At 71.7% G+C, this 24,387-nt stretch carries 25 protein-coding genes; 8 read left to right on the top strand and 17 right to left on the bottom strand.

All coding sequences use genetic code 11. The features are described 5' to 3' along the window. The first annotated feature begins 8 nt into the window (after positions 1 to 8). A complete protein-coding gene (locus tag ACIRPU_RS37475; RefSeq protein WP_403875525.1) occupies positions 9 to 812 on the top strand; it encodes a FadR/GntR family transcriptional regulator in 804 nt (267 codons plus the stop codon). A gap of 113 nt (positions 813 to 925) precedes the next feature. Continuing rightward, positions 926 to 2,107, top strand: coding sequence for an amidohydrolase family protein (locus ACIRPU_RS37470; protein ID WP_384110948.1), 1,182 nt, complete (start codon positions 926 to 928; stop codon positions 2,105 to 2,107). Positions 2,108 to 2,155: 48 nt separating this feature from the next. On the opposite strand, the gene ACIRPU_RS37465 is transcribed toward ACIRPU_RS37470, so the two are convergent. The 6 genes from ACIRPU_RS37465 to ACIRPU_RS37440 form a co-directional block, all read right to left on the bottom strand. Continuing rightward, positions 2,156 to 3,280 (bottom strand): serine hydrolase domain-containing protein, encoded by a 1,125-nt coding sequence (locus ACIRPU_RS37465; RefSeq protein ID WP_403875520.1) that lies wholly within the window; start codon positions 3,278 to 3,280, stop codon positions 2,156 to 2,158. Beyond that, positions 3,277 to 4,725, bottom strand: coding sequence for a class I adenylate-forming enzyme family protein (locus ACIRPU_RS37460; RefSeq protein ID WP_403875517.1), 1,449 nt, complete (start codon positions 4,723 to 4,725; stop codon positions 3,277 to 3,279). The genes ACIRPU_RS37465 and ACIRPU_RS37460 overlap by 4 nt, the downstream gene beginning before the upstream one ends. A gap of 4 nt (positions 4,726 to 4,729) precedes the next feature. Next, a complete protein-coding gene (locus tag ACIRPU_RS37455; protein WP_403875514.1) occupies positions 4,730 to 5,152 on the bottom strand; it encodes a MaoC/PaaZ C-terminal domain-containing protein in 423 nt (140 codons plus the stop codon). Further along, positions 5,149 to 5,601 carry a MaoC family dehydratase N-terminal domain-containing protein gene (locus ACIRPU_RS37450; RefSeq protein WP_403875512.1) on the bottom strand — a complete coding sequence of 151 codons (453 nt, stop codon included), beginning with the start codon at positions 5,599 to 5,601 and terminating at the stop codon, positions 5,149 to 5,151. The genes ACIRPU_RS37455 and ACIRPU_RS37450 overlap by 4 nt, the downstream gene beginning before the upstream one ends. Positions 5,602 to 5,681: 80 nt before the next feature. Continuing rightward, on the bottom strand, positions 5,682 to 6,542 hold the full coding sequence (locus ACIRPU_RS37445; RefSeq protein ID WP_403875509.1) for an enoyl-CoA hydratase-related protein: 861 nt from the start codon (positions 6,540 to 6,542) through the stop codon (positions 5,682 to 5,684). 4 nt (positions 6,543 to 6,546) lie between these two features. Next, positions 6,547 to 7,038: a PaaI family thioesterase gene (locus tag ACIRPU_RS37440; RefSeq protein WP_403875506.1), complete on the bottom strand. Its 492-nt coding sequence runs from the start codon at positions 7,036 to 7,038 to the stop codon at positions 6,547 to 6,549. 145 nt (positions 7,039 to 7,183) lie between these two features. Between ACIRPU_RS37440 and ACIRPU_RS37435 the strand changes: the two genes are divergently transcribed. After that, positions 7,184 to 8,395, top strand: a complete 1,212-nt coding sequence (locus ACIRPU_RS37435) for a CaiB/BaiF CoA transferase family protein (RefSeq protein ID WP_403875503.1) — start codon at positions 7,184 to 7,186, stop codon at positions 8,393 to 8,395. Between the two features lie 5 nt (positions 8,396 to 8,400). On the opposite strand, the gene ACIRPU_RS37430 is transcribed toward ACIRPU_RS37435, so the two are convergent. Genes ACIRPU_RS37430 through ACIRPU_RS37415 form a run of 4 tightly spaced genes read right to left on the bottom strand, consistent with a single transcriptional unit; the run spans position 8,401 to position 11,994 of the window. Next, the gene (locus tag ACIRPU_RS37430) at positions 8,401 to 9,165 is read right to left on the bottom strand and encodes an SDR family NAD(P)-dependent oxidoreductase (protein ID WP_403875500.1); all 765 of its coding nucleotides are present in this window, start codon (positions 9,163 to 9,165) and stop codon (positions 8,401 to 8,403) included. Continuing rightward, a complete protein-coding gene (locus tag ACIRPU_RS37425) occupies positions 9,165 to 9,677 on the bottom strand; it encodes a nuclear transport factor 2 family protein (protein WP_403875497.1) in 513 nt (170 codons plus the stop codon). The genes ACIRPU_RS37430 and ACIRPU_RS37425 overlap by 1 nt, the downstream gene beginning before the upstream one ends. Continuing rightward, positions 9,674 to 10,852 carry an acyl-CoA dehydrogenase family protein gene (locus ACIRPU_RS37420; protein WP_403875495.1) on the bottom strand — a complete coding sequence of 393 codons (1,179 nt, stop codon included), beginning with the start codon at positions 10,850 to 10,852 and terminating at the stop codon, positions 9,674 to 9,676. The genes ACIRPU_RS37425 and ACIRPU_RS37420 overlap by 4 nt, the downstream gene beginning before the upstream one ends. 20 nt (positions 10,853 to 10,872) lie before the next feature. After that, positions 10,873 to 11,994, bottom strand: a complete 1,122-nt coding sequence (locus ACIRPU_RS37415; protein WP_403875492.1) for an acyl-CoA dehydrogenase family protein — start codon at positions 11,992 to 11,994, stop codon at positions 10,873 to 10,875. Positions 11,995 to 12,103: 109 nt separating this feature from the next. Between ACIRPU_RS37415 and ACIRPU_RS37410 the strand changes: the two genes are divergently transcribed. Beyond that, positions 12,104 to 12,925, top strand: coding sequence for an enoyl-CoA hydratase/isomerase family protein (locus ACIRPU_RS37410; protein ID WP_403875490.1), 822 nt, complete (start codon positions 12,104 to 12,106; stop codon positions 12,923 to 12,925). A 23-nt stretch (positions 12,926 to 12,948) separates the two neighbouring features. Then, positions 12,949 to 13,452 carry a MaoC family dehydratase gene (locus ACIRPU_RS37405; protein WP_403875488.1) on the top strand — a complete coding sequence of 168 codons (504 nt, stop codon included), beginning with the start codon at positions 12,949 to 12,951 and terminating at the stop codon, positions 13,450 to 13,452. On the opposite strand, the gene ACIRPU_RS37400 is transcribed toward ACIRPU_RS37405, so the two are convergent. Continuing rightward, positions 13,428 to 14,846 carry a family 1 glycosylhydrolase gene (locus tag ACIRPU_RS37400; protein WP_355705537.1) on the bottom strand — a complete coding sequence of 473 codons (1,419 nt, stop codon included), beginning with the start codon at positions 14,844 to 14,846 and terminating at the stop codon, positions 13,428 to 13,430. The two genes, ACIRPU_RS37405 and ACIRPU_RS37400, sit on opposite strands and share 25 nt — an antisense overlap. Before the next feature lie 110 nt (positions 14,847 to 14,956). Beyond that, on the bottom strand, positions 14,957 to 15,823 hold the full coding sequence (locus ACIRPU_RS37395; RefSeq protein WP_403875484.1) for a crotonase/enoyl-CoA hydratase family protein: 867 nt from the start codon (positions 15,821 to 15,823) through the stop codon (positions 14,957 to 14,959). A 105-nt stretch (positions 15,824 to 15,928) separates the two neighbouring features. On the opposite strand from ACIRPU_RS37395, the gene ACIRPU_RS37390 reads away from it, so the two are divergent. From ACIRPU_RS37390 to ACIRPU_RS37380, 3 genes are read left to right on the top strand one after another with little or no spacing between them, the layout of a single operon-like run. Beyond that, complete coding sequence (locus ACIRPU_RS37390; protein ID WP_403875482.1) at positions 15,929 to 16,714, top strand: enoyl-CoA hydratase/isomerase family protein; 786 nt, start codon at positions 15,929 to 15,931, stop codon at positions 16,712 to 16,714. 3 nt (positions 16,715 to 16,717) lie between these two features. Further along, entirely contained in the window at positions 16,718 to 17,866 is a 1,149-nt protein-coding gene (locus tag ACIRPU_RS37385; protein ID WP_403875479.1) for an acyl-CoA dehydrogenase family protein, read from the top strand. Then, positions 17,863 to 18,888 (top strand): TIGR03617 family F420-dependent LLM class oxidoreductase, encoded by a 1,026-nt coding sequence (locus tag ACIRPU_RS37380; protein ID WP_403875475.1) that lies wholly within the window; start codon positions 17,863 to 17,865, stop codon positions 18,886 to 18,888. The genes ACIRPU_RS37385 and ACIRPU_RS37380 overlap by 4 nt, the downstream gene beginning before the upstream one ends. A gap of 3 nt (positions 18,889 to 18,891) precedes the next feature. Here the strand turns inward: ACIRPU_RS37380 and ACIRPU_RS37375 are convergent, their stop codons facing one another. From ACIRPU_RS37375 to ACIRPU_RS37355, 5 genes are read right to left on the bottom strand one after another with little or no spacing between them, the layout of a single operon-like run. Further along, positions 18,892 to 19,641 carry a FadR/GntR family transcriptional regulator gene (locus tag ACIRPU_RS37375; RefSeq protein WP_384111003.1) on the bottom strand — a complete coding sequence of 250 codons (750 nt, stop codon included), beginning with the start codon at positions 19,639 to 19,641 and terminating at the stop codon, positions 18,892 to 18,894. Between the two features lie 17 nt (positions 19,642 to 19,658). Beyond that, positions 19,659 to 20,108 carry a Zn-ribbon domain-containing OB-fold protein gene (locus ACIRPU_RS37370; RefSeq protein ID WP_403875472.1) on the bottom strand — a complete coding sequence of 150 codons (450 nt, stop codon included), beginning with the start codon at positions 20,106 to 20,108 and terminating at the stop codon, positions 19,659 to 19,661. After that, entirely contained in the window at positions 20,105 to 21,256 is a 1,152-nt protein-coding gene (locus ACIRPU_RS37365; protein ID WP_403875469.1) for a thiolase family protein, read from the bottom strand. Before ACIRPU_RS37365 ends, ACIRPU_RS37370 begins: the two co-directional genes overlap by 4 nt. Before the next feature lie 4 nt (positions 21,257 to 21,260). Next, positions 21,261 to 22,844 carry an AMP-binding protein gene (locus ACIRPU_RS37360; RefSeq protein WP_403875467.1) on the bottom strand — a complete coding sequence of 528 codons (1,584 nt, stop codon included), beginning with the start codon at positions 22,842 to 22,844 and terminating at the stop codon, positions 21,261 to 21,263. 35 nt (positions 22,845 to 22,879) lie between these two features. Continuing rightward, positions 22,880 to 24,370 carry an aldehyde dehydrogenase family protein gene (locus ACIRPU_RS37355; protein ID WP_403875464.1) on the bottom strand — a complete coding sequence of 497 codons (1,491 nt, stop codon included), beginning with the start codon at positions 24,368 to 24,370 and terminating at the stop codon, positions 22,880 to 22,882. Positions 24,371 to 24,387: the final 17 nt, after the last annotated feature.

Raw genomic sequence — 24,387 nt, 5'->3', positions numbered from 1 at the left:
AGCCCGCCGTGGCCGAGGCAGCCCGCGCAGCAGTACCGGCGACCGTGCCCGCCCCCTCCCACAACCGGGTCGGACGCCAGGTCCGGGTGCCGAAGACCGCCGAACTGGTCGCCGCGCACCTGCGCCGCCAGATCGTACGGGGCGAACTGAAGCCCGACGACGCGCTGCCGCCGGAGTCGGGACTGATGGAGCAGTTCGGCATCTCGCGGCCGACGCTGCGCGAGGCGTTCCGGGTGCTGGAGTCGGAGTCCCTGATCACGGTGCGCCGCGGCGCCCACGGCGGCGCCCGGGTGAGCGCGCCCGACGCGGATGTCGCCGCCCGTTTCGCCGGCCTGATCCTTGAGTACCGCGGCGCCACGCTGGGTGACATCTACCGTGCGGCGGCCCTCATCGAGCCGCCCTGTGCCCGCCAACTCGCCGCCAAGCACACGGCGGAGGACATCGAGCGGCTGCGTGCCGCGCTGGCGGCCGAGAAGTCCGTACTGGACGACGCGCTCGCCCTGGTGGACGCGCAGGACGCCTTCCACGCCCTGCTGATCGAGCTCACCGGCAACAAGACCCTCATCCTGCTGTGCAGCATGCTGCGCAACATCATCGACCGGGCCAACGCCTCCTACACCGCGGGCGCCGCCGACGCCGAGGCCCAGAAGGCGCAGGCCCTCAAGGGACACCGGGCCCATGTGCGGCTGGTCGGTCTGATCGAGTCCGGCAAGGCCGACGAGGCCGAGAAGCTCTGGCAGCGGCACATCTCCAGCGCCGACGACGTCGTGAACGCGGCCGGACCGAAGACGGTGCTCGAGCTCCTCGACTGAGTCCCGGCGACGAGCCGCCCGCACTCGCCCTCTGCGACCCCTTGCGCTCCATAAACAGTTAGATAATTATAGAAGGCGTACTGAATAGCTCCTGGGGTCCGGAGGCGACGGCCATGGCCGAACAGCGCAAGCGCATCTTCGACTGCGACCAGCACATGTACGAGGAACGGGACTCCTTCACCCGCTACCTCCCGAAGGAGTTCCTCGGCGCGGCGGTCGCACCGGTGACCCTGCCGGACGGGCGGGAGGTGATCCTCGCCGGGAACCGGATCGTCGTATGCCTGGAGCCCGAGTTCGGGCAGGTCTACCGACCCGGTTCGCTGAAGGAGATGCTCAAGGCGATGGCCTCGGGCAATCCGGAGGAGACGTACCAGTTCGAGCCGATGCACGAGGCGTACCAGAACCGCGACGCCCGGCTGCGGATCATGGACGAGCAGGGTCTCGACCAGACGATCATGTACCCGGGCGGCTGGGCGCTGGTGGCGGAGGAGTACGTGAGCGGCGTCGAACCGCTCTACGCCAACTACCACTCGTTCAACCGGTACATGAACGAGGTGTGGGGCTTCAACCACCAGGGCCGCATCTACGCCCCCGCCCTGCTCTCGCTGCGCGACCTGCCCAGCGCGGTCAAGGAGCTGGAGTACGTCCTGGAGCAGGGCGCCCGCTTCATCCTGATGCCCACCGGCCCGGTGTACGGCCGCTCGCCGGGCGACCCGTACTTCGACCCGTTCTGGAAACTGGTCAACGAGGCCAAGGCGAGCGTCTGTTACCACATCAGCGAGTTCTACTACAACTCACAGGTGGCGCCCGCCTGGGGCTACGACCCCAGCCCCATCCACTTCCGGATGTCGGCCTGGCAGTGGCAGAACACCTACGGCCAACGTCCCATCGAGGAGACGCTGTCCGCGCTGATCTTCGACAACCTCTTCGGCCGCTTCCCCGACATCAACGTCCTGGTCTCCGAGTTCGGCTCCGAGTGGGTGCCGCACTTCGTGCGCCACATGGACAAGAGCCGTGGCATGGGCCGCAACGGCCCCTGGATCGGCGGGCAGTTGGACGAGCGGCCCAGCCAGGTCTTCCGCCGGCACGTCCGCGTGGTGCCCTATCCGGAGGACGACATCGTGAACGTCGTCAAGCGCCTCGGCCACCACGAGTCCATCGTCATGGGCTCCGACTTCCCGCACGCCGAGGGCCTGGCCGATCCGGCCGACTTCCGCAAGCTCATCGCGGAACTCGACGAGTCCGCCCAGGACGACATCATGTTCCACAACGCCCAGCAGCTGATCATCCCCTGAGCCCTCGGGAACAGTCCTCGAGCCCGGTACCGGCGTGCGGTGCCGGGCTCAGTGCGTGAGATCCGCCGCGAGGTTCGCGATGTTCGCGAGCAGGGCCGTGCCGCGCCGGGAGTGGTCGTAGCCGGCCAGCGGGTAGCCGTTGCTCAGACAGGCGAAGGACAGGCCGCTCTCCGGGTCCATGAAGCCGAGCTGGTACGCGGCTCCGGCGCTGCCGAAGAGGGCGGGCGAGCCGGTGGAGGGCAGGTTGCTGCCCGCGTCGGGGCCCGCCACGGTGACGAACAGCCCCATGCTGGTTCGACGGCCGGAGCCGCCCCCGTAGAGCCGGTCGCCGTACGGATGCTCCGTCAGCCGGATCCGGGTGCCCTCCGCCACCGCTTCCGGCTTCCACAGGTCCGAGTGCTCCAGTGCCTGGAAGTACAGGGCGACGTCGGCGGCCGTGGCGACCAGGGCGTGGCTGGGCTCACCGGCCGCGAGCACCCGCGGATCGGAGAGATACCAGGGGCCCCAGGGATCGGCCTCCTGGTCGTCGCTCGAACGGTCGGTGGCCGTCATCGGCGCGACGCTCCCGGGCTGCCGGTCCACCGGGACACCGAGTTCGAGCGAGGTCAGGCCGAGCGGCCCGGCGATCCGCTGCCGCAGGTACTCGGCGAAGGTCAGGCCCGTACGCCGTTCGACGATCTCGGCGATCAGCCAGGCGGCCGAGGTGAGATGGAACTGGAAACGGCTGCCCGGGGGGTGGTCGAGCCGCCAGCGGCCGAAGGCGGCGAGCCGCTCCTCGCGGCTGAGCGCCTTCGCGAGGCCGAGCGGCGCGAAGGGGAAGCCCGCGGTGTGCGTGAGCACCTGCTCGACCGTCACCGCCTCCTTCCCGTTCGGCGCGAACTCCGGTACGATCGCGGCGACTTGCTCGCTCACGTCCAGGAGACCCTCGCTGATCAGCTTCCACACCGCTCCCGCGACGATCGACCGTCCGACGGACTGGAGGATGTACCGGGTGTCGGGGCCGGCGTCGCCCCATGTCTCGAAGGCCACCAGCCGGCCGCCCCTCGCGACGGCCACCTGGGCGGACGGCAGCGGTCCGTGGTCGACCTCCAGGCGGATCCGGCGCAGGAGCACGTCCAGTCGGTGCGGGTCGACACCCATCGTTTCCGGGCCGACCGGCGAGCGGTCCATCATGGGCTCCTCCTTGGGGTGGGCTCCCGAAGACTTCGGCGTACGACCTTGCCGTTCGCGTTGCGCGGCAGGTCGGCCACGAACCACCAGCGGACCGGGACCTTGAACCCGGACAGCCGGGTGCGGGCGTGCGCCCTGAGCGCCGTCGGGTCGGGCGGGTCGTCCGGGTCGGACGGCACGACGAAGGCGACGACGGTCTGCCCGAGCCGCTCGTCGGGAACGCCGGCCACGGCCACGTCCGCCACGCCGGGATGCGTGGCCAGGATCGTCTCGACCTCCAGCGGATGGACGTTCTCGCCACCGCGGATGATCATGTCGGTGTGCCGGCCGAGGAGGTAGAGATAGCCGTCCTCCGCCAGGCGGCCGAGGTCGCCGCTGTGCAGCCAGCCCTCGGCGTCGGTCCGGAAGAGGTGAGCGGCGCGGGCGTGGATCTCACCGACGCCGTCCGCTCCGGCGTCGCGGACCCTGACCTCGACCCCGGGGGCGGGCCGCCCCACGGACCGCAGCAGCTCGATGCGTCCCGCGACCGCGTCCCGGTGGTCCTCGGGGGTGAGCACGCTGATGGGCGAGCCCTCGGTCTGTCCGAACATGTTGAGCATGCGGACGCCGGGCATCGCCTCGTACGTCTGCCGCAGGGTGCCGGGACGGACGGGCGCGCCCCCGTACTGGAGGACCCGCAGGGCGCCATGGCGGGCCTCGCCCGCCGCCAGCAGCGTCTCGAGCATCGCCGGGACCATGCTGGTGTGGGTGGTGCCGAGGTTGCGCAGCAGGGTCCAGCCCTCGACCGTGAAGCGGGGCAGACCGGTGATCAGCGCGCCGGCGGCGAGAGCGACGGCGATGTTGCCGAGTCCCGCGATGTGGTGGAAGGGCGCGCTGCCGCCGTAGAAACTGTCGGGGGCCAGCATGCACAGGCTCCCGTTGACCCGGGCGCGGGCGGCCAGTCGCTGTTGGGTCATGGGCACGGGTTTGGGGAGTCCCGTCGTGCCGGAGGTATGCAGGACGGCGGCCAGGTGGTCCGGCTCGGCCGTCAACTCCCTTGAACTTGCGCATAGTTCCGGCACGACGACCAGCCGTCGGCCCGACCGGGCGGCGACCTGCCGGCCCAGTTCCGCGAACTCGCTCTGGGCCAGCAGGACCGGGGAACCCATCGCCTTCACCACCTCGGCGATCTCGTACGCCGTCATGCGGACGCCGAGCGGTGCGAGCGGGTGGCCGGACCCGGCGCCGCCGATCACCAGGGCGAGGGCGTCGGCGGAGGTGGCGACCAGGGCGGGCACCGGTTCGCCGGGGTCGAGGCAGAGGCCGTCGAGCCGTTCGGCCGCGCCGCCCGCCCGGTCGAGGAGTTCGCGTCCGGACCAGGTCCGCTCGCCGAAGCGGACGGCGGGGCGGCCATGGTCGTAGGCGCCGCTCACCATGGCGGTCCAGGTGACGGGCGTCCCGCCGTCCACTGGCTCAGGGCTCCAGGAGGGCTGCCGCGGTGCCGGTGACCACCTCGACGCCGTGCTGGTTGACCGTACGCACGCAGAAGTGCGCGACCGGGCCGTCCAGGGTGTCCTCGAACGACTCGACGGTGGCCGTGGCGGTGAGGGTGTCGCCGGGCCACACCTGGGCCTTGAAGCGCACACCGAAGCTGAGCAGCGCCTCGGGGCCGACCCAGTCGGTGAGGACCCGGCCGGTCATGCCCATCGTCAGCATGCCGTGGGCGAAGACGCCGGGGTATCCGGCCGCCTCGACGGCGAACCTCTCGTCCGAGTGCAGCGGGTTGAAGTCACCGGAGGCACCCGCGTACTGGACGATCCGGGTCCGTTTCAGGTCGTCCACCAGGACGCTCTCACGGGTCTCGCCGACCTTGACGTCGTCCACGCTCAGGCTCATCGGGGGTCCTTCGGGGTTGCGGGGCCCTCGGGCACGACGGCCACGGTGACGGCGCTGACGACGCGCTCGCCGTCGGCGTCCCGGTACTCGGTGACGCGCTCGCTGAACAGCAGCCGGCCGGTTCGGCCCCGCTTCTCCCAACTGCGTCCGGGGACGGTGTGCGCGTAGAGGGTCTCGCCGGCGCGTACCGGCCGGTGGTACTCGAAGTGCTGCTCGGCGTGCAGCCCGCCGCCGCCCTCCGGCATCGCGCCGGGGCCGCCGCCGGAACCGAACCACTCCTGGCCGGGCTTGGGCCGCAGGTGGTACTCGGGGTCGTAGTGGGCGCTCGCCATGGTGAAGGTGGGCGGCGCGAACGCGGCCTCGCCGCGGTACGCCGGGTTCTCGTCGCCGATGGCGCGGGCGAACAGCATGATGTGCCCGGCCTCGACGGGGAACGGCTGCCCTGTCATCGTCGTGCTCCTCGTTCGGTCCAGCGGGTGGGTAAGGCAGGTCGGCCCGGCCGGTCAGTACGGCAGGTCGTCCCGGCAGGTCAGTACGGCAGGAACGCGTCGCGGGTGGCCTCGGCCGGGTCGAAGTCCGGCGGCAGTCCCTCGAACTTCGGCTCCCGCTTCTCCCTGAAGCTCGCCACGCCCTCGCGGAAGTCCGGCGAGCCCGCGAAGTACTCCATGGCGGAGTAGGAGCGGGCCAGGGCGTCGGTGAAGCTACGGTCCAGGTCGCCGTACACCTGATGGCGCACGACGGCCATGGCGCGTGGGGAGCAGTTGCGGGCGATGTCCCGGGCGTAGGCGCGGGCGGCGCCGAGCAGGTCCTCGGGTTCCACCACGCGGCTGACGAGACCGAGGTCCTTCGCCTCGTCGGCGTCGAAGATCCGGCCGGAGAGCAGCAGGTCGAGCGCGTTCTCCAGGCCGACGACGCGCGGCAGGACGTACGGCAGGTTGTACTCGCCGGCCAGACCGCGCCGGGTGAAGGCGGTGGTGAAGCGGGCCCCGCGGGCGGCGAAGCGGACGTCGCAGACGAGGGCCTGGACCAGGCCGATGCCCGCGCAGGCGCCGTTGACCGCGGCGATCATCGGCTTCGGCATGTCCCGCTTGCTGTACATGGGGACACGGGCCCGGAGGTTCAGCGACTGGCCCGGCCGCGCGTTCTGCTCCAGTCGTTCGACGTCCATCCCGGGGCAGAAGGCCTTGCCCGAGCCCGTGACGATCACAACCCGGACGGCCGGATCGTGCGCGGCCTCGTCGAGGAGCGCGAAGAAGCGGCGTTCCATGGGGATGCTCCACGCATTCCTGCGTTCGGGCCGGTTGAGGGTGACGACGGCGACTCCGTCCTCGTCCACCTCGTACAGCACCAGGTCCGGGTCCTGGGGAGACGGCACGGACTCCTCGGGCATCACGTCACTCCTCGTCCAGCGGTTCGATGGGGTCGCCGACGCCCGGCCGTTCCCCGGAGATGGTCACCACCACCTGGCCCCGGGCGCAGATGCGTCCGTCGGCCATCACGTCGACGTCGGCGAAGTGCACCCTGCGGCCGCGGCGCACGCAGCGCCCGAAGGCGACGGCTTCCGGGCCCCGGACGGGCGCGAGGTACTGGACCGACATCGACACGGTGCTGAGCCGGCTCCCTTTCGCGAAGTCGTGCCCGGCGATCACGGCGCCGGCGCCGGCGGTGTCGATGAGGGCCGAGATCACCCCGCCGTGGAAGATCTCCTCGTGGGCGGAGAGGGTCTCGGCGTAGGGCAGTACGATCTCGACGCCGTCCGGCTCCCAGCGCGTCACGCGGATGCGGCACAGCCGGTTGAAGGCGACCCCGCGCTCCCAGCGGGCCCGGAACCAGGCCCGGCGTTCGCGCTGTTCCTGGTCGGTGAGGGTCCTTGCCGCGACGGTCATCCGCACGCCCTCCGGTCTCGGCCTGTCGGCCGATTTATATAGTTACATGAATATGATAGTTGAGCAATCACGCGGGACACAGGCAGCGGCCTAGTTGTATTATTTATATAACTGATTAGCTCGTCGATACCAGAGGGAGAACCCGATGCCGTCAACTGCCCTGGCCGGGATCCGCGTCCTCGATCTGTCCCGCGTCCTCGCCGCGCCGCTGGCCACCCAGATGCTGGCCGACCTCGGCGCCGAGGTGATCAAGGTGGAGCGGCCCGGAGCGGGCGACGACTCACGGACGTACGGCCCGCCCTTCGCGCACGGCCCCGGAGGCGAGCGGACCGACACCGCCGCCTTCTACCTCTCCTGCAACCGCAACAAGCGGTCGGTGACCGTCGACCACGCCACCGCCGAAGGGCAGGAGCTGATCCGGGCTCTCGCCGCCCGGTCGGACGTCCTGGTCGAGAACTTCCGGACGGGGACGCTCGCGAAGTACGGGCTCGACCACGTGAGTCTGCGCGAGGCCGACCCCAGGCTGGTCTACCTGTCGGTGACGGGCTTCGGCCAGACCGGGCCGTACGCCGCGCGCCCCGGCTACGACGGCATCTTCCAGGCGATGTCCGGCATGATGAGCGCCTCCGGACACCCCGAGGAACCGATGAAGGTCGGCGTCAGCATGGTCGACGTCCTCACGGGGCTCTACGCCTCCACGGCCGTGCTGGCCGCCCTGCGGCACCGTGACGCCACCGGTGAGGGCCAGTTCATCGACCTGTCCCTGCTGGACTGCGGGTTGGCCTCGCTGTCCCACTTCGCGATGAACTACCTGGTCTCCGGCGAGGTGCCGCGGCGGCGCGGAAACGGCGGCTTCGGCGGGATACCTTCGCAGGTCTTCCTCTGCAAGGACGAGCCGCTGTTCCTGGTCGCGGGCAACGACCGGCAGTTCGCCGCGTTCTGCGCGGCGGCCGACCGCATCGACCTCCTCCAGGACGCCCGGTTCATCACGACCTCCGCCCGGATCGCCCACCGCGAGGAGATCCTGCCGGTACTGGAGGCGATCCTGCGCACCCGGACCCGCGACGAGTGGCTTGCCGTGCTCGACGAACACGAAGTCCCCGCAGGCCCGTTCAACGAGCTGCCGGAGGTCTTCGCCGACCCCCAGATACGGCACCGGGGGATGCTGGTCGAGGTCGAGGACCCGGTGTCGGGGCGGCTGCCGCTGCTCGCCAATCCGATCCGGTTCACGGCAACGCCGGTCGAGGGCTACACGGCGCCACCCGCGCTGGGCGAGCACACCGCCGAAGTCCTCGCCGACCTGGTCGAGGTGACGGATCATCAGCTTGCCGGGCTGCGGGCCCGCGGAGTCGTGTGACGGCGTCAGCCGAGCAGAGTCCGGCCGCCCTCCAGCATGAGCGTCGCACCGGTCAGATAGGCCATGTCGTCACTGACGAGGGCGGCCACCGCCCGGCCGATGTCCCCCTCCGGGTCCCCGAGGCGGCCCAACGGGATCTCCCTGGCGAGTTCCTCCGCCTTCTGCGGATGCGCGGCGAGATACTCCTCCGCCGCCGGGCTCAGCGCCGCCGGGCAGACGACGTTCACCCGGATCCCGTACGCGCCCCACTCCCGCGCGGCCACCCGGGTCAGGCCGCGGATCGCCTCCTTGGCCATCGCGTACGCCGCGAAGGTCGCCTCGCCCTGCACCGCGGCGGAGGAACCGAGGTTCACCACGCTCCCGCGGCTCTCCTTGAGATGGGGCAGGGCCGCCTGCATCGCATGGAAGGCGGCCAACGGGCCGCTGCGGTAGGTGAGTTCGACATCGTCGTACGACGTCTTCTCCAGTCGGCGCTGCACCGAGGACTGCGCGTTGTTGACCAGCACGTCGAGTCCGCCGAACGTCCGTACCGTCTCGGCCACCATGCGGTCGACGTCGCCGCGCTCCCCCACGTCCCCGACCACGGTGTGCGCCTTGCCGCCCCGCTCGGTGATCTCTCCTGCGACGTGGCTCAGTTTGCCCTCGGTGCGGCCGGTGATCACCACCGACGCCCCCTCGGCCGCCAGCGCGAGCGCGATACCGCGCCCCACCCCCTGTCCTGCGCCGGTGACCAGGGCCGTCCTGCCGGCCAGCCGGGTGCCTGACGCCATCACGTCTCCTTCCAGAAGGCCGCCCAGGTGGGAAAGGCCGCGGGCAGCGCCGGTGGGCCGGCGCCCGCCCAGCCGGTGAAGTCCACCGCCTGGGGGCGCTCCGTCACGTCGGCGGCGTACCAGTGCCGTTCACGCCGCCGGGAGAAGTACCACTCGCCGTCCACGCGCGCGTAGTCGTCCCGGTAGCAGATCGCCATCACGATCCACCGGTCCCCCACCTCGTGCTCGGCCCGGCAGTAGACGTCACCGGTCGCCGTGTCGCGGCCGGTGAACTCGACGCGGTGGCCGCAGATCTGGTGGACGGACCGGCGAAAGCCGCGGAGCAGCGGCTCGATGTGCCGCCGCAGGACCGGCCGGCCACGGCCGAGGCGCCCCATGTCCACGTCCGGCCGGAAGCAGCCGGCCCAGGCGTCGAGGTCCCGGCCGTCCACGGCCAGCGCGTAGCGGACGGGCAGTTGCTGGATGGCCAGCTGCGACTCGACGCGGTCGATGCGCTCCTCGAAGGTGGTCACGGCCGTGGCTCCTTCGGGAGGCCGAGGATCTGCTCCCCGATGACGGTGCGCTGGATCTCGCTCGAACCGCCGTAGATCGTCTCCGCGAGGGAGAGCAGAAAGGAGCGCTGGCGGGTGTCCAGGCCGTAGTCCTCGCCGACGATCTGCCCGGCCGGGCCCGCCAGTTCCAGGGCGAGGTGCCCGAGTCGCTGGTGCCGCGTCGACGCGTACAGCTTCGCCGTCGTGGCCTGCGCGCCCGGCGTGCGGCCCGCGGTCAGTTCGCCGAGGGTCCGCAGGTTGGTGGTGCGCATGATGCGTACGGAGATCCAGGCGTCGACGATCCGGCGGCGCAGCATCGGATCGCCGAGAGCGCCCCTTTCGCGGGCCAGGCCGATCAGCGCCTCGGCCTCCCGCTCGAAGGTGAGCTGCTGGGGCAGGAGCGTGGTGCCGCGTTCGATGCCGAGCGTGGCCATGGCCGTGCGCCAGCCCTGGCCGACCTCGCCCACCACCATGTCCGCGCCGGTCCGCGCGTCGGACAGGAAGACCTCCGCGAACTCGTCCTGGCCGGCCAGGTTGCGGATGGGGCGGATCTCCACACCCGGCTGGTCCGTGGACAGGAGCAGCATGGTCAGGCCCTTGTGGCGCACGGATCGCGGGTCGGTGCGGGCGAGGACGTAGAGCCAGTCGGCGTGCACACCGAACGACGTCCACACCTTCTGTCCGCTGACCACCCACTGCTCGCCGTCGCGCTCGGCCCGGGTGCGGACCGACGCCAGGTCGGAGCCTGCGCCGGGTTCGCTGAAGCCCTGGCCCCACAACTCCTCGACGGCGAGGACCGGTGGCAGGAAGCGCTTCTTCTGTGCCTCGTCGCCCATCGCGAGCAGCATCGGTCCGAGCAGGTCGAGGGCGTTGACCGTGGCCCGGTAGGGGGCGTCGGCGCGGGCGTACTCGTACTCGAAGACGATCTCCTCCAGGAGCCCGAGCCCGCGGCCCCCGTACTGCCGCGGCCAGCTCACGCCCAGCCAGTTCCCGGCGGACAGCTCGCGGTCCCAGGCGAGGCGGACCTCCCAGGCCGCGCCGTCCGTCGGGCCGCCCACGCCCCGGTGCTCGGCGAACTCCCCCACGAGGTGTTCCGCGAGCCAGTCCCGCAGTTCGTCGCGGAACGCGCGTACCGCGGGGCCGAAGTCCAGCTCCATGTCTGCTTCTCCCTGAGGTCTCAGATGCCGAGCCGGGTGGCGAGCAGCTCCCGGTGGTACGACGGTGTGCCGAGCAGCGCCTCCGAGCTCTTGGCCCGCTTGAAGTACAGGTGCGCGGGGTGCTCCCAGGTGAAGCCGATCCCGCCGTGCACCTGGATGTTGTCGCCGGCGGCCCGGACGAAGGCCTCCGAGCAGAAGGTCCCCGCGAGGGCCGCCGCGATCGTGATCTCCCGCTCGTCGCCCGCGTCCAGGGCCCACAGTCCGCCGTACGCCGCGGAACGGGCGGACTCGATCTCCACGAGCAGGTCGGCGCACTTGTGCTTGACCGCCTGGAACGAGCCGATGGGCCGGCCGTACTGCTCGCGGATCTTCGCGTACGCCACGGCGGCGTCCAGGGCGGCGGCGGCTCCCCCGACCTGTTCGGCGGCCAGGAGGACGACGGCGGTGGCGAGGGTGCGTTCCAGCGCCGGCCAGGCCGCGCCCTCGGTGCCGAGCAGACGGGCCGGAGTGTCGGTGAACTCCACCCTGGCCTGTTTGCGGGTCTGGTCGAGGGTGGGGAGCGGGGTGCGGGCGAGGCCCGGTGCGTCCCCGGTGTCGACCGCGAAGAGGCTGATGCCGTTGGGGGTGCGGGCCGCGATCAGGAGCAGGTCGGCGAGGTGCCCGTCGGGGATGTACGTCTTCGCGCCGGTCAGCCGCCAGCCGGACGGGGTCTCGCGTGCGGTGAGGCGGATGCCGGGCTCGTCCCAGCGGCCGCTTTCCTCGGTGAGCGCCAGCGTGGCGATCGTCGCGCCGGACGCGATGCCCGGCAGCAGGTCACGTCGTGCCTGCTCGTCGGCACAGCGCAGCAGTACCTCGGCTGCCAGCGCGACGGTCGCGAAGTACGGGCCGCACAGCAGCGCGCGGCCCGCCTCCTCGAAGACGATGCCGAGGTCGACGTAGCCGAAGCCCGACCCGCCGTACTCCTCCGGGACGGCGAGCCCCTGGAGGCCGAGTTCGCCGGCCATCCGCCGCCAGACGACGGGGTCGTGACCGCGCGGGTCGGCCGCCAGGCGGCGCACCTGCGCCTCGTCGGAGTGCTTGGCGAGGAACGACCGTACGACCTTGCGCAGTTCGTCCTGTTCCTCGCTGAACGTGAGATCCATGCGGGGCATCCCGTCCTCGGTGCGGGCGGGCGTGCCGGCCGCTTGCCGCCCACCGCTCGATACAGTTAGATAATTATAGTATCCGCACTGAATACACCAGGAGCGCGACGTGACCGATCCCTACGCCCCGTTCACGAGCCTGACCTTCGAGCGGCCCGCGCCCGGCGTGCTCCGTATCGTGCTCGACGCCCCGAACCTCAACGCCGTGGATCCACGCATGCACGGTGAGCTCGCCGACATCTGGCCCGTCGTGGACCGGGACGAGCGGACCCGCGCGGTCCTGGTCCAGGGGGCGGGCAGGGCGTTCTCGGCGGGCGGGACCTTCGACTCCGTCGAGGCCATGACCGGGGACTACGCCGTGCGGTCCCGGGTGATGCGCGAGGCGCGGGACATGGTCTACGGAGTGATCAACTGTTCCAAGCCCGTGGTCTCCGCGATCCACGGCCCGGCGGTCGGCGCGGGGCTGGTCATCGGCATGCTGGCGGACATCTCCGTCGCCGCCCGCACCGCGAAGATCGTCGACGGGCACACCCGTCTCGGGGTCGCGGCCGGTGACCACGCGGCCATCTGCTGGCCGCTGCTGTGCGGCATGGCGAAGGCCAAGTACTACCTGCTGACCTGCGAGACGCTCACCGGCGAAGAGGCCGAGCGGATCGGACTGGTGTCGAAGTGCGTGGCCGACGACGAGGTGCACGCCGAGGCCCTGCGGGTGGCGACCGCGCTGGCCGCCGGGCCGGCCAGCGCCATCAGCTGGACCAAGCGGTCCCTGAACCACTGGTACCGCACCGCTCAGCCGCTCTTCGAGGCCTCGCTGGGGCTGGAGTTCTTCGGTTTCGCGGGACACGAGGTCGTCGAGGGACTCGCCGCCCACCGCGAAAAGCGCGCCCCGGACTTCGAGGGCGTGAGCGGCAAGCACCCGCTCGACCTGTGACCACCGCACGAGAGGAACCGATCATGGCACCGCAGCAGATCACCACCGAAGTCCCCCCGCTGGTACGGGGTCTGACCTACGAGGAGATGCCGGTCGGGCAGGTCTTCCGGACCGCCCGCCGCACCGTCACGGAGACCGACCTCGTCAACTTCGTCACCTGGGGCGGCTTCAACGAGCCGTTGTTCTGGGACGCCTCGCACGCCGCGGACGGCGGCTACGCGGGCCGGCTGGTCCCCGGAGCGCTGACGTACTGCCTCGCCGAGGGGCTCGTCCTCCAGACGAACGTGCTGCACGGCACGGGTCTCGCCTTCCTGCACATGGAGCTCACCGTGCGGCGGCCGGTGTACGTCGGGGACACCCTGTACGCCGTCGTGGAGACAGTCGGCTGCCGCCCCTCCGGCAAGCCCGGCCGGGGCGTGGTGACCAGCCGTGTGACCGTACACAACCAGGGGGACGAGGAGGTCCTCGTCTACACCCCGGTGCGGCTGATCCGGGGCCGCGACTACGAGGCTCCTCCGGCGCCCTGAGCCCGGGGCGCGGCCGGTACCAGGCGCAGACCGGCCGCGCGGCCCGGTTCGGGCACGGCGGCGCCGGCGAACGCGCCGCGGCTCAGCCAGTCGGAAGGGATCGGGGGGCGCGGCGGGGGCTCGTGGTCCGGCACCGCCATCGCGTACAGGCGGGTGTAGCGGAACTTGGTCTCCAGGTTGTCGAGGACCGACCAGTACTCGTATCCGCGCACGTCCACGCCGGCCGCCACGAGCCGCGCCAGCCAGGAGAGCCGGGCGCGCAGCAGGGCCCTGCGCCGGGCGTCGTCGCTGTGTCCCGTGTCGTCGACCAGGTCCAGGTCGCCCATGCCGTTGTCGATCACGGACAGCGGCGGCAGCAGCTCCCCGTACAGATCGTGCAGGCCCGCGACGGCGTCGGCGAGCCCTTCGGGGATGATGGGCCAGCCGTAGGCGGTCGTCTCCACGTCCTCGAACGGGACGATCGCGAAACCGAGGCCCACGAGCAGGCGGTTCACCTCGTTGAGGGCGCTCCGGCAGTTCACGGCGGGCAGCACGCGAGGCAGGTTCTCCGGCGCGGTGACCCGGAACGGGGTGTGCCAGGACAGGCCCAGCAGGTCCTGCTCGGTGGCGATCGCCGCCAGGTCGCCGGGCCGTACGCAGCCGGTGGCCCCGACCGGTGAGACGTCGTCCTCGGTGACCATGTGCTCGCCGAGCAGCAGGGGGTCGAGGAAGAGGCGGTTGGTCCAGCTCTCCAGACGCTCCAGGGCGAGGCGGTCGTAGGGATCGTCGGTGGCGGTGTAGCCGCCGACGAGGGTGACCGTGGTGCCGATCCGGCCCTTCGCGCCGACGGCCCGAAGGGCCTGGGCGGCGAGCCCGTTGGCGAGCAGGATGTGGTGGACGGCGGGCAGTCCCGCCCTGCCGATGCCCCGGCCCGGTGGATACATTCCGGCCACATGGTCCGCGAGCGTCGGCCCGGCCAGGTCGGACGAGGTGATCCAGCGGTCCACCCGGTCGCCGAAGCGGCGGCCCAGTGCGGCGGCGTAGTCGGCGAAGTGCTCGGCGCCGGCACGGGCGAGCCAGCCGCCCTGGGCGTCCAGCCACGGCGGCAGGGTGCGGTGGAGCAGCGTCAGGCCGGGCCGCAGACCGTGCGCGAGCAGGGAGTCGAGCGCCCGGTCGCAGCGGTCCAGGGCGTCCGGGTCCCAGCTGCCGGGGCCGTCGGGCTGGAGCTGCGGCCATCCGGCGACCATGCGGTGGGTGTCCGCGACGACGCCGGTCACATGCCGGAGGTCGTCGGTCCACTGCCGGAAGTGACCGTCGCGCTCGGCGGCGGGCGGCGGCGGGGCCGCGATCATGTCCGCGGTGGCGACCCCCCAGTCGACGCCGCGAAGGGATGCGTGCGGGAAACCATCGTTCATGGTTACCGTCCAGGCGGGGTGAATGGTTCAGCGCATTCAACTGAATGACCGCCGACCGGACGCTAACACTCCGAGCAAACTACGACAATGTTTCGGCCGGATCTCGCCGCTCACGTCCCGAGGGGCCGGAACTCCTCCTCGTCCCACCAGGGGTATACGGGCGGCAGGTCCGTGCTGACCCGGCCCGGGAACGCGGGCGGCCGCTTGGCGAGGAACGACTCGACGCCCTCCGTGGGGTCCGGGCCGCCGCCGATCTGGCTCATGATCCGCGAATCGAGCCGGTGCGCGGCCATCGGATGGGGCTCGCCGAGCATCCGCCACATCATCTGGCGCGAGAGGGCGACCGAGATCGCGGAGGTGTTCTCGGCGATCTCCCGGGCGAGCCCGTACGCCGCCGGCAGCAGTTCCTCCGGTGGATGGACGGAACGGACCAGGCCGGCCGCCAGCGCCTCGTCGGGGCCGAAGACCCTGCCGCTCGCCACCCACTCCATGGCCCGCTGGATACCGACGGCCCGCGGCAGGAACCAGCTCGCGGCGGACTCCGGCACGATGCCGCGCCGCGCGAAGACGAAGCCGAACTTCGCCGAGGTCGACGCCAGCCGGATGTCCATGGGCAGAGTCATGCTGGCCCCGACGCCCGCCGCCGGGCCGTTGACCGCCGCGATCACCGGCTTGGTGCTGGAGAAGATCCGCAGCGCCACCCGTCCGCCGGTGTCCCGGTGCCACGCGCCGGCCGCGCGGTGATCGAAGGACGAGCCCTTGGCGCTGACGTCCGCACCGGCGCAGAACCCGCGCCCCGCGCCGGTCACCACGATCACCCGCACCTCGTCGTCGGCGTCCGCCGCGTCGAGGACGTCGAGCAGGTCGGCCATCATCCGGGGGGTGAAGGCGTTCAGTCTCTCGGGCCGGTCGAGCGTGACGGTGAGGATCCGGTCCGCCACCTCGGCTCGCACGGTCTCGTACTCCTGCTGCGGCATGCGCGTCCTCCGGGTCACTCCACCGAGCCGTTTCCAGAAAGCTTAATTAGTTATAGCATTCAACTCTACTAACTCGTTGATGACTGATGACTGATGGCGGTGAAGATGACGGACCTCTTGGTGACGGCCGTCGGGCCGGTCCGGCTGATCGAGCTGAACCGGCCCGACCAGCTCAACTCGATGAGCGAAGAACTGCACTCCGCCCTCGCCTCGATCTGGGACACCGTCGCCGAGGATCCGCAGGCACGGGTGGTCGTGCTCACCGGACGCGGTCGGGCGTTCAGCGCCGGGGGCGACTTCGGCATCATGACCCGGGTCCAGCGCGACCGCGCCTTCCGGGAGCGGAACGTCGACGAGGCCCGGCGGATCATCACCGGCATGCTCCGCTGCCCGCTGCCGGTGATCGCCGCGGTCAACGGCCCCGCCGTGGGCCTCGGATGCAGCCTCGCCCTGCTCAGCGACCTCGTGCTGATCGCCGACGACGCGCACCTGGCCGACCCGCACGTCCAGGTCGGGCTCGTCGCCGGCGACGGCGGAGCGCTGATCCTGCCGCTGCTGGTGGGGCCGACCCGCGCGAAGGAACTGCTGTTCCTCGGCGACCGGGTGAGCGCCGACGAGGCGGTCCGGCTGGGCCTCGCCAATCGTGCCGTACCGACGGACAAGCTCCTGGACGAGGCCATGGACCTGGCCCGACGGCTGGCGGCACTGCCCGCGCAGGCGTTGCGCGAGACCAAACGGGCGGTGAACCTGCATCTGGAGCACGCGCTCGCGACCGTGCTGGAGTCCGCCCTGCTGGCCGAGCGGGACAGCATGCACTCACCCGACCACATCGCCGCCGTCGAGAAGATCATCGCGTCCCGCGGTCGTCGCCGCGCCCACGCGGAGGGCTGACCCATGGACTTCGCGTTCAGCGACGAGCAGGAGGAACTGGGGCGCACGGTCAGGGCGTTCCTGGCGCACACCTCGCCCGAGACCGAGGTGCGGCGCCTGATGGAGACCCCGGAAGGCTTCGACCCGGCACTGTGGCGCCGGATGGGAACGGAGCTCGGCCTCCAGGGACTGGCCGTCCCCGAGGAGTACGGCGGCGCCGGCTACGGGCCGGTCGAAGTGGGCGTGGTCATGGAGGAGATGGGCCGTGCCCTGGCGTGCGCGCCGTTCCTGTCCTCGGCCGTGCTCGCGACGACCACGCTGCTGCGCTGCGCCGACGAGGGCGCCCGCAAGCGCCTGCTGCCGGGGCTGGCCTGCGGTGAACTCGTCGGGACACTGGCCCTGACCGAGGACTCCGCCCGTTGGGACACGGCCGGCGTCCGGCTCACGGCCCGTGAGAGCGAGGGGAGTTGGCTGCTCACCGGGCACAAGACGTTCGTCCTCGACGGCGCCTGCGCCGACGTCGTCCTCACCGTCGCCCGCGCCGGTGACGGCATCGGCGTCTTCCAGGTGGCGGGTGACGCGAGCGGCCTGACCCGTACGCCCCTGCCCACGATGGATCCGACCCGCCGTCAGGCACGCCTCGACTACCACGACGTACCGGCGACCCGGCTGCGTACGCACGGGGACGGCTGGGACCTGGTGGCGGAGGTACTCGACCGGGCCGCGGTGGCACTGGCCGCCGAGCAGGTCGGCCTGGCCTCCCTCGCCCTCGACATGGCGGTCGGGTACGCGAAGGTGCGGCACCAGTTCGGACGGCCCATCGGCTCGTTCCAGGCGGTCAAGCACCTCCTGGCCGACGTCCTGCTGGAGGTGGAGTCGGCGCGCGCCGCGGCCCACTACGCGCTGCTCGCCGCCGAGAGCGAGGACCCGGAGCTGCCCGCCGTGGCGAGCCTGGCCAAGGCGTTCTGCTCCGAGGCCGCTCTCCTGGCGACCGAGGCGAACATCCAGGTGCACGGTGGCATCGGCTTCACCTGGGAGCACCCGGCCCACCTCTTCCTGAAGCGGGCCAAGACCTCACAGCTGCTGTTCGGCGACCCGGCGTACCACCGGGAACTGCTCGCACGGCGCATCGGCATGGACACGGGCACCGGCACGTGCGAAGGAGCGGCATGAAGGTCGACGGCAAGCTCAGTGTGTGGAGCACCCAAGAGGTCGTGGCGGAGGCCCTGCACCACGAGAAGGCCGGCTACGACGGCCTGTGGGCGTCGGAGTCCCAGCACGATCCCTTCCTGCCGCTCGTGCTGGCGGCCGAGCACACCGAACGGCTGGAGGTCGGCACGGCCATCGCGGTGGCCTTCGCCCGCTCCCCCATGCAGCTCGCGTACACCGCGCACGACCTCCAGACCTACGCCGGCGGGCGGTTCTCGCTCGGCCTCGGCAGCCAGATCAAACCGCACATCGAGCGGCGCTTCGACATGCCGTGGAGCCGGCCCGCGGCCCGGATGCGGGAGTACGTGAGCGCGCTGCGCGCCATCTGGGCCGCCTGGAACGAGGGCGAGCGGCTCGACTTCCGCGGTGACTTCTACTCGCACACCCTGATGTCGCCCTTCTTCTCTCCCCCGCCCGCTCCCGGCGGCGCGCCCAGGGTGTTCGTCGCCGCGGTCGGCGAGGCGATGACCCGGGTCGCGGGCGAGGTCGCCGACGGGCTCCTCGCCCACGGCTTCACCACCGAGCGGTATCTGCGGGAGGTGACCCTGCCGACCGTGCGGGCGGGACTGGCCGCGTCCGGCCGGCCCCGGGACGACTTCTCCGTCTCCCATCTGCTGCTGACCGCGACCGGCCGGACGGAGGAGGAGATGGCCCGCGCGATCGAGGGCACCCGGGCTCAGATCGCCTTCTACGGCAGCACTCCCGCCTACCGCGGGGTGCTGGAGCTGCACGGGTGGGGTGATCTCGGCGACGAGCTGCACGCGTTGTCGACGTCCCGGCGCGAGGACAAGTGGCAGGCGATGAGCGGGCTCGTGGACGAGGAGGTGCTGCGCACCTTCGCGGTCGTCGCGGAACCGGAGCGGGTCGCGGGCGAGATCCGGCGCCGGTACGGGTCACTGGTCGACCGGGTGTCCTTCTACACCGCGTACGAGATCGACGCCGAGGTGTGGGAGCCCATCGTCCACGAGCTGCGCGAGCCCGCCTGACGGTCAGCCGAGCAGGTCCAGGACCGTCGTCATGGACCTGCTCCGCAACAGGTAGTCCTCGGCCTCCTGGAGGTGGACGCGCCACAGTTCCTCGGCCGCCTCGGCCCGGCGCGCGGCCACCAGCTCGACCAGCGCGCCGTGCGCGCGAAAGCCCCGGCGGTTGGCCCGGATGTTCTCGGGGCTGCCGGCGTCGAGGTCGACATGGGACCAGTTCGCCTGGTCGATGATGTGCCGGACCATGCCGTTGAGGACGCTCAGCGTCTCGTTGGCCGCCAGCTCGACGACCAGGGCGTGGAACTCCATGTGGGCGCGGATGAAGGCCGACGGGTCGTCCATGAGCCGTTCGGCCTCGGCGACGGCCGCGCGCAGCCGCTCCAGGTCCTCGTCCGTGCGGCGCTCGGCCAGCAGACCGGCGCACGGGGCCTCGATGACCGTGCGGGCGTCGTAGACGTCCTTGAGCGTGGTGCCCCGGTACTCGAGGACCACCCCGGCGTAGCGGGCCGCGACCGTGCCTTCCGGGGTCTGCACCCGCGCCCCGCCCCGGGCGCCCCGGCGCACGCTGATCAGGGACTCCGACTCCAGTACCCGGAACGCCTCGCGCAGCGTCGGCCGCGAGACGGCGAACTCCGCCATCAGCGCCGTCTCGGCCGGCAGCGCCTCCCCCTCCGCCAGCTCCCCGCGCACGATCTTGCGGCGCAGCTGTGCCGCCACCAGCTCGGCCATCTTGGGGACCCGTACCGGTGTGTTCGCCACCGCGCCCACCTCCGCCCTCATTCGGTTGTCGGTCGCTCGTGTGTCGTGTCCGGTACGAAGTACGGAAGCGTGATCTCGTCCGTGAAATGCCGGAAGGTGACGCGGACGCGCATGCCGATGGCGACGTCGTCCGGATCGCAGGCGTCGACGTGGGAGAGCAGGGCGGCTCCGTCGTCGAGGTCGATCACGGCGAGCGCGAAGGGCGTGTCGAACCCCGGGCCGGGAGCGCGGTGGACGACGGTCACCGAGTAGACGGTCCCGCGGCCCGCACTCGGCACGTACCGCCAGTCCCGCGCCATGCACCCGGGGCAGGCCGGCTCGGGGACGAAGAAGCGCAGCCCGCAGGTCGGGCAGTGCGGGACGACGAGGTCGCCGCGCCGGGCCGCTTCCCAGAAGGGCCGGGACAGCTCGGTGGGGACGGGGACGGGCCGGCCGCCGAGAGAACTCATCGCATCCTGGGAACTCATCGCATCCTCCCGAGCACGCTCATCTCGTAGTGCTGCGCTCCGGATCCGGCGTTGCCGACGACCGCGAGCTCCGCGCCTTCGACCTGGTGCACGGCGGTCCCCCGCAACTGCCGTACGGCCTCGACGACTTTGAGCGTCATCTGCTGCGTGCCGTTCCACGCGTACGACAGACAGCCACCGTCCGGATTGACGGGATGCCTGCCCTTCGCGGCGATGGCGTCACTGGCCGCCAGTGGCCCGCCCTCGCCCTCCCCGCACAGTCCGAGGATCTCCAACTGCCGGATTATCTCGAAGGAGTTGGGGTCGTAGAGGGAGAAGACGTCCACGTCGTGGGGGCTGACGCCGGCCATCGCGTAGGCGCGGCCGGCGGCCTCCCGGCCGAGCTGACCGACCTCCCGGTACAGCGCCGGATTGGCGTACGCGGCCTGGTGGTACTCCATTCCACCGCCGAGCACGGCCACGGGAGGGTGCGGCAGGTCCCGGGCCCGTTCGGCGGTGGTCACCACGAGGGCCGCGCCGCCCTCGCCGACGATGCAGCAGTCCAGCAGGTGGAACGGTGTGGCCACCATCCGGGAGGCGAGTACGTCGTCGGCGGTGTACGGGCCGCGGCCGTACATCATCGCCTCGGGGTTGGTGGTGCCGTTGTTGCGGATCGTGGCGGCGACCTCCGCGAGCTGGCGGGAGGTCGTCCCGTACTCGTGCATGTGCCGGGCCGCCACGAGGGCGAACTGGGCGACCACGTAGCTGCCCCACACATCGGCGAACTCCAGCGGCACCCCGGCCCCGACGGGCCCCGCGCCGCGGGAGACCAGCTTGCAGCCGCCGACCACGACGGTGTCCGCGAACCCGGCGCGGACCGCCGCCGCCGCCTTCAGCAGACCGCGTGAGCCCGCGTTGTCGAGCATCGAGTCGCTGGTCCAGCGCAGGTTCCGGCCGAGCAGCCGGGCCCAGGAGCTGCCCTCGCCGGGCACGCCGCCGGGGCCGGGCCAGTCCACCTGGGCGCCGTCGACGTCAGCGGGGGTGAGTCCGGCATCCTGGATCGCGCCGCGCACCGCTTCGAGGGCGAGGTCCATGGCGTCGCGGTCGGGGAGGGTCAGCGCCTGTTCGGTGGCGTGGACGCCGACGATCACGGGCCGGCGGTCGGTCATGTGCTCACCGTCCCGCGCCGAGCGTCTCGCCGCCGGGGTATCCGCCGCCGCCGAAGCGGTCGTCGAGCGCCTCGTAGTCCTTGGCGAAGTCCTTGGTGCGGGGCAGCGCCTCGACGAACTCCACCGTCTTCGGCTTCTTGTACGAGGCGATCCGCTCCCGGCAGTGCCCGATGAGGTCCGCCGCCGTGATCCCGTCGGCGTCCGGGTGGAGCACCACGACCGCCTTGACGTCCTGGGCCCAGCGCTCGTTGGGCACACCGATCACGGCGGCCTCCTTGACCGCCGGATGCGCTTCGATGCAGTTCTCGACCTCCGCCGGGAAGATGTTCTCGGCGGCCGACTTGAGCATGCGGGTCGTGGTCCCGAGGAAGCTGATCGTGCCGTCGGGCTCGCGTCGGCCGAGGTCGGTGGTGTGCCACCAGCCGAAGCGAAAGCGTTCCTCGTTGATCTCGGGCCGGTTCCAGTAGCCGAGGTGCACGAGGTCGCCGCGGACGCAGATCTCACCGGCCTCACCGGCCGCGCACTCCTTGCCGGCGCCGTCCAGGACGCGTACCGCGGTGCAGGGGCCCGGCCGTCCCGCGTTGCCGGCGCCCTGGCCGCCGTAGGCGCCGGTCACCGCGAAGCCGGTGACCTCGGTCTGCCCGTAGCCGCGGCCCTCGCCGCCCCCGTTGCGGGTGAACCGGCTGCCGTCGGTGGGCACGGTGCCCTGCCACAGAGGTGCGGCGACGCTCGCCCGCAGGCGGGAGAGGTCGTGGCCGGCCTCGCGGTTCAACGCGACGAGCTGCGCGATCGTCGGCGGCATCAGATACGCGTGGGTGCACCGCTCCGCCGCCAGCAGGGGGAGCAGTTCCTCGGCGACGACCCGGCGGGCGATCACGTTCTTGCCGCCGTGGACGAAGGCGGGGACGCCCCAGAACTGGTAGTTGCCGATGTGGAACATCGGCCCGGCGCCGAGGAAGGCGGTCTCCGCGCCGATGTCCCCCATCCAGGCGGCACCGGCGCCCATCGCGAGCAGGTTGCGGTGCGAGAGCATCGATCCCGACTGGCGTCCGGTGAGCGCCGCGGTGTAGATGACCAGGAGCGCGGAGTCCGGATCGACGTCGAGGTCGGGGTCCTCGGTCGAACCGGTGGCGAGGAACGACTCGTAGCCGTCCGGGGTGTCGGTGTCGTCGGTGTCGTGGCGGAGCCACAACGCCCGGTGTGCGTCGCCCAGTTCGGCGCGCGCCTTGCCGACCGTGTCGCCGATCTCCTCGTCCTGCCAGACGACGACCGCGGGGTCGAAGTCCTCGACGGCGAAGACCATTTCCGGAGCGGCCCACCGCCAGTAGCCGGGACAGACCATGGCGCCGATCTTCGCGGCGGCGCCGAGCAGCTCCCAGATGCGGAAGGAGTTCTGGCCGAGCCACAGGATCCGGTCGCCGGGGCCGACGCCCCCGTCCACGAGGGCGTTGGCCAGGCGGTTGGTGCGCTCGTCCAGCTGTGGCCAGGTCAGCCGGACCTCGCCGTCGACGACGGCCACGTTGTCGGGGAAGGACCTTCGGTGCTCACGGATGATGTCGCCGAACGTCAGGCGGCGGGCGGAGTGCATGCTCTTTGCTCCAAAAGGGCTTCGGAAGGCGGGAGTCAGACGCGGCTGATGCCGACACCCTTGACGTGGAGGAACTCGTCCAGGCCGGCCTTGCCGCCCTCTCGCCCGAACCCGCTGAGGCCGACCCCGCCGAACGGCGTGGCAGGCGAGGTGATCGGGTTCGGGCCGGGGTTGACGTAGACCGTCCCGGCCTTCAGACGCGGCACCAGGCGGTGGACCCGGGCGATGTCCCGGGACTGGACGTATGCGGACAGGCCGTACTCGGTGTCGTTGGCGAGGGCGACCGCCTGGTCCTCGGTGTCGAACGGGGTGATGGCCAGGACCGGGCCGAAGATCTCCCGCTGGGCGAGGTCGCTGCGGTTGTCGACGTCGGCGAAGACGGTCGGGGAGACGAAGTAGCCCTCGCCGTCGATGCGTTCGCCGCCGTACACGAGCCGTCCCGCCCCGCCGTCGATCGCCTTGTCGATCACGCCCTGGACGCGGTCGCGGGCGGCCGCGTCGATGAGGGGGCCGATGTACGTCGCCGGGTCGAGCGGGTCGCCGACGGGAAGGTGCGCCACCACCCCGGCGACGCGCGCGACGACCTCCTCGTAGACCGGGCGCTCGACGAGCAGGCGGGTTGGCAGGGCACACCCCTGGCCGGTGTTGCTCATGGCGAAGGCCGCGCAGTACGGGACGACGGCGTCCAGGTCGGTGTCGGCGAAGAGCAGGTTGGCGGACTTGCCGCCCAGTTCGAACACGACGGGCTTCAGGCTCGGTGCCGCGTCGGCCATGATGCGGCGGGCGGTGGCGGGCCCGCCGGTGAAGGAGATCTTGTCCACGCCGGGGTGGGTCACCAGGGCGGAACCCGCGTCGCCGAGACCGGTGACGACGTTGACGACCCCGTCGGGGAGGCCCGCCTCGCGGGCCAGGTCGGCGAAGAGCAGCGCGGAGAACGGCGTGGACTCCGCCGGTTTGATCACCACGGTGTTCCCGGCGGCGAGCGACGGCGGGACCTTCATCGCCAGGGACAGGGCGGGCGAGTTCCAGGTGATGATGTGGCCGATGACGCCGTACGGCTCGGGGATGGTGTACTCGACGTTCTCGTGCGGGCTGTAGGCCGCGCCGACCATGCCCTCGATCTTGTCGGCCCAGCCTGCGTAGTACTCGGTCCACTCGGCGACGTGCGGTCCGACGTTCTCCGCCCAGCCTCCGATGCAGACGCCGTTCTCCAGTGGGCAGACGGCCGCGAAGTCGGGGATGTGGTCGCGCAGCAGTCCGGCGAAGCGGGTGAGCAGCCGACGGCGTTCGGCGGGGCGCATGGCGCCCCAGACCTCGAAGGCCCGGCGGGCCGCCCGGACCGCCTCGTCCACCTCGGTGGGGCCGGCGAGCGGGATGTGGGCCTGGACCAGACCGGTCGCCGGGTTGCGGTGCTCATGGACCCCGCCGGAGGCGTCGGTGACGTCCTTGCCGCCGATGAGGAGCCGGGGCCGCGGCAGGTCCCGCTCGGCTCTGTCCTGGTGCAGCTGCACATCGACCGTGACCACGGATGCCTCCTCGGAGC

Origin of the sequence: Streptomyces sp. NPDC102259 (assembly GCF_044766465.1) — a bacterium.
Classification (GTDB): Bacteria; Actinomycetota; Actinomycetes; order Streptomycetales; family Streptomycetaceae; genus Streptomyces.
Note: the sequence above shows the minus strand (reverse complement) of the source record. Positions and strands in the feature narration are given on the sequence as shown.

Coding starts and splice junctions, on each gene's coding strand:
- ACIRPU_RS37470 (WP_384110948.1), top strand. CDS start 926: ATGGCCGAACAGCGCAAGCGCATCTTCGACTGCGACCAGCACATGTAC.
- ACIRPU_RS37465 (WP_403875520.1), bottom strand. CDS start 3,280: ATGATGGACCGCTCGCCGGTCGGCCCGGAAACGATGGGTGTCGACCCG.
- ACIRPU_RS37455 (WP_403875514.1), bottom strand. CDS start 5,152: ATGAGCCTGAGCGTGGACGACGTCAAGGTCGGCGAGACCCGTGAGAGC.
- ACIRPU_RS37450 (WP_403875512.1), bottom strand. CDS start 5,601: ATGACAGGGCAGCCGTTCCCCGTCGAGGCCGGGCACATCATGCTGTTC.
- ACIRPU_RS37445 (WP_403875509.1), bottom strand. CDS start 6,542: ATGCCCGAGGAGTCCGTGCCGTCTCCCCAGGACCCGGACCTGGTGCTG.
- ACIRPU_RS37440 (WP_403875506.1), bottom strand. CDS start 7,038: ATGACCGTCGCGGCAAGGACCCTCACCGACCAGGAACAGCGCGAACGC.
- ACIRPU_RS37435 (WP_403875503.1), top strand. CDS start 7,184: ATGCCGTCAACTGCCCTGGCCGGGATCCGCGTCCTCGATCTGTCCCGC.
- ACIRPU_RS37430 (WP_403875500.1), bottom strand. CDS start 9,165: ATGGCGTCAGGCACCCGGCTGGCCGGCAGGACGGCCCTGGTCACCGGC.
- ACIRPU_RS37420 (WP_403875495.1), bottom strand. CDS start 10,852: ATGGAGCTGGACTTCGGCCCCGCGGTACGCGCGTTCCGCGACGAACTG.
- ACIRPU_RS37415 (WP_403875492.1), bottom strand. CDS start 11,994: ATGGATCTCACGTTCAGCGAGGAACAGGACGAACTGCGCAAGGTCGTA.
- ACIRPU_RS37405 (WP_403875488.1), top strand. CDS start 12,949: ATGGCACCGCAGCAGATCACCACCGAAGTCCCCCCGCTGGTACGGGGT.
- ACIRPU_RS37400 (WP_355705537.1), bottom strand. CDS start 14,846: ATGAACGATGGTTTCCCGCACGCATCCCTTCGCGGCGTCGACTGGGGG.
- ACIRPU_RS37395 (WP_403875484.1), bottom strand. CDS start 15,823: ATGCCGCAGCAGGAGTACGAGACCGTGCGAGCCGAGGTGGCGGACCGG.
- ACIRPU_RS37390 (WP_403875482.1), top strand. CDS start 15,929: ATGACGGACCTCTTGGTGACGGCCGTCGGGCCGGTCCGGCTGATCGAG.
- ACIRPU_RS37385 (WP_403875479.1), top strand. CDS start 16,718: ATGGACTTCGCGTTCAGCGACGAGCAGGAGGAACTGGGGCGCACGGTC.
- ACIRPU_RS37380 (WP_403875475.1), top strand. CDS start 17,863: ATGAAGGTCGACGGCAAGCTCAGTGTGTGGAGCACCCAAGAGGTCGTG.
- ACIRPU_RS37370 (WP_403875472.1), bottom strand. CDS start 20,108: ATGAGTTCCCAGGATGCGATGAGTTCTCTCGGCGGCCGGCCCGTCCCC.
- ACIRPU_RS37365 (WP_403875469.1), bottom strand. CDS start 21,256: ATGACCGACCGCCGGCCCGTGATCGTCGGCGTCCACGCCACCGAACAG.
- ACIRPU_RS37360 (WP_403875467.1), bottom strand. CDS start 22,844: ATGCACTCCGCCCGCCGCCTGACGTTCGGCGACATCATCCGTGAGCAC.